This window comes from Iodidimonas sp. MBR-22 (genome assembly GCF_029946565.1).
Lineage (GTDB): Bacteria > Pseudomonadota > Alphaproteobacteria > Sphingomonadales > Rhodothalassiaceae > Iodidimonas > Iodidimonas nitroreducens.
Window position 1 is genome coordinate 1 of record NZ_JARKVQ010000037.1, and the last position, 2,259, is coordinate 2,259.

At 53.0% G+C, this 2,259-nt stretch carries 1 protein-coding gene; it reads left to right on the plus strand.

The annotated features are described in order from the left end of the window. The first annotated feature begins 153 nt into the window (after window positions 1-153). Window positions 154-1,986, plus strand: a complete 1,833-nt coding sequence (locus QK300_RS13520) for a DUF262 domain-containing HNH endonuclease family protein (protein WP_281302228.1) — start codon at window positions 154-156, stop codon at window positions 1,984-1,986. The last annotated feature ends 273 nt before the right edge of the window (window positions 1,987-2,259 follow it).

Here is a 2,259-nt window from a genome sequence, read left to right on the forward strand (position 1 = left end):
GTCGCCCGTTGACTTCGAAGCCAGACAGCAGAAACTGAAAGAGGCAGGTGTCTAGAAAACGTGGGGCATCTCAGACAGCAGAAAAGGGGCGGAGACCGAGGAGGAACAAACATTTGATTCCTATGATCATTTCATGGGGCGGGAGAACGAAGAATGATTAAGTCTGTCAACAACTACCCAGTCTCGCAACTCTTCGACATTGAAGCGAGCGTAATCTATGCAATTCCGCGTTATCAGCGCGAATACACCTGGAGCAAGAGTCAGTGGGAAACGCTTTTTGATGACGTGCAGGAAAATGACCCTGGGTACTTCCTGGGTTCTATCATCTGTATCAACCAGACCACTGACTCGCTGGCTGTGCAACGCCTTGAGGTGGTGGACGGTCAGCAACGGCTAACCACCCTTTCACTCTTGTTCGCGGCGCTCTACCGGTCGCTGAAGCGGCATGAGAAAGACCTTGATGACGACCAGCGTGTTGAACTGATCAACCTCAAGCGCAAGCTGGTTCTGAAAAAGGGTGACGACCAGATTCGCGTCATCCCGCAAATTCAAAACAATAATCAGAATGACTACCGAGCCGCCTTGTCGGACGTGGGAGTGATCAGCCAATTCGATGCGCCAGCTTATGCCGGTAATCGCAAGATCTTTCGCGCCTTCCGCTACTTCCAATCACGCATCGAAGAAATGGTTGACGGCCAGAACAACAGATTGGCGTCTATCATGGCGTTCCTGGATAAGGTGAGCCATGCCAGCTTGGTCAAAATCGAAGTGGCCAGCCACGCCGATGCGTATACGCTGTTCGAGTCGCTAAACAACCGGGGCATGCCGCTCACAGCCATTGATCTAATTAAAAACAAGCTGCTAGCCCGGCTAGAAACCACTGAGCCCGGAAAGGTGGATCACTACTTTGATGTGTGGAATAAGCTGATTGGATACCTGGGAGATGACTACAGCATTCAGGAGCGCTTCTTCCGGCACTACTACAACGCATTTAAGGAACCACTGAACGTCCCATTCCGCAGGGAGCATGACAAGAGGAAGGACCCCTTGGGGCCGGTGGCCACACGTTCCAACCTGATCCAAATCTTTGAAAAGCTGATCAATCAGGACGCGAAGAGCTATTTGCACGATATTCGTGCTGCTGGTCAGTTGTACGCGCTGATGCTCGGGCGCAGCTCGGACGAAGCATGGGTACCGCTAGAAAAGCCGCTGAAGGATCTGGACCGCATTCAGGGGGCTCCGTCTCATCTGTTGATGCTGTACCTGCTAATGCGGCGTGAGAAACTAGCCCTTGACGTTGCGGAACTCAGGGCCATCGCGGAGCTGCTGGTTCGCTTCTTCGTCCGACGTAACCTCACGGACACGCCGCCGACGCGCGACCTCACTCGCTTGTTCATGACGATCATCGATAAAGTAGCCTCACTGGCTGGGGACGCAGTGGTCGCGATGATTCGTAAAGAGTTGGTGCAGGTATCAGCGAGCGACGAGATCTTCCGCTCGAAATTAGAAGGCGCCATCTACGATGAAAACGCCGGGGTTACCCGGTTCATATTGTGCGCCTTGGCCGAGCACAGCATGACCAAGGAGACTTGGGTGGATCTCTGGAAGTATGAGGGCAAGATTTTTGTTTGGACGATCGAGCACATTTTTCCGCAGGGCGATAACATTCCTGCGTCTTGGGTCGCCATGATCGCGGATGGCGACGCAAAGGAGGCCAAGGCCTTGCAGGAGACTCATGTTCACAAGCTTGGAAATCTGACAATCTCAGGCTTCAATAGCGCTCTTGGAAACAAGAGCTTCATCGACAAGCGCGATCGGACCGACAGCAAAGGCCGTGAAGTGGGCTACAAGAACGGTCTGAAGCTAAATGCCGAACTCGCGATCGCGGAGGATTGGAGCATAAAGCAGATCGATACGCGAACAACGACGCTGGTGGACCAGGCAATGAAGCTCTTCAAGATAACTGGTGAGCTGCCACATGCCTAATCAATATTCTGCATTTCCGCCATAAACCGTCTATCGTGCGCCTCAAACGCCTCAACCTGTTTTGATTCGCTCTCAACGTTGAAAAAGCGCGGCATGATCGCTCGCGCACAGTTACGAATGATTCCGCTGTGCTTCGATAACACATTGAATCAGCTTGTATCTCCGTTTTGCGACTACCGTTTGCTGATCATCTTCAGTTGCGAACGGTCTCATGCAAGACGCCCGATCCGGTCCGAACCCTCTCTTGCCCGCCCGTCTGTCGGCGGACGAACG

Coding starts and splice junctions, on each gene's coding strand:
- QK300_RS13520 (WP_281302228.1), top strand. CDS start 154: ATGATTAAGTCTGTCAACAACTACCCAGTCTCGCAACTCTTCGACATT.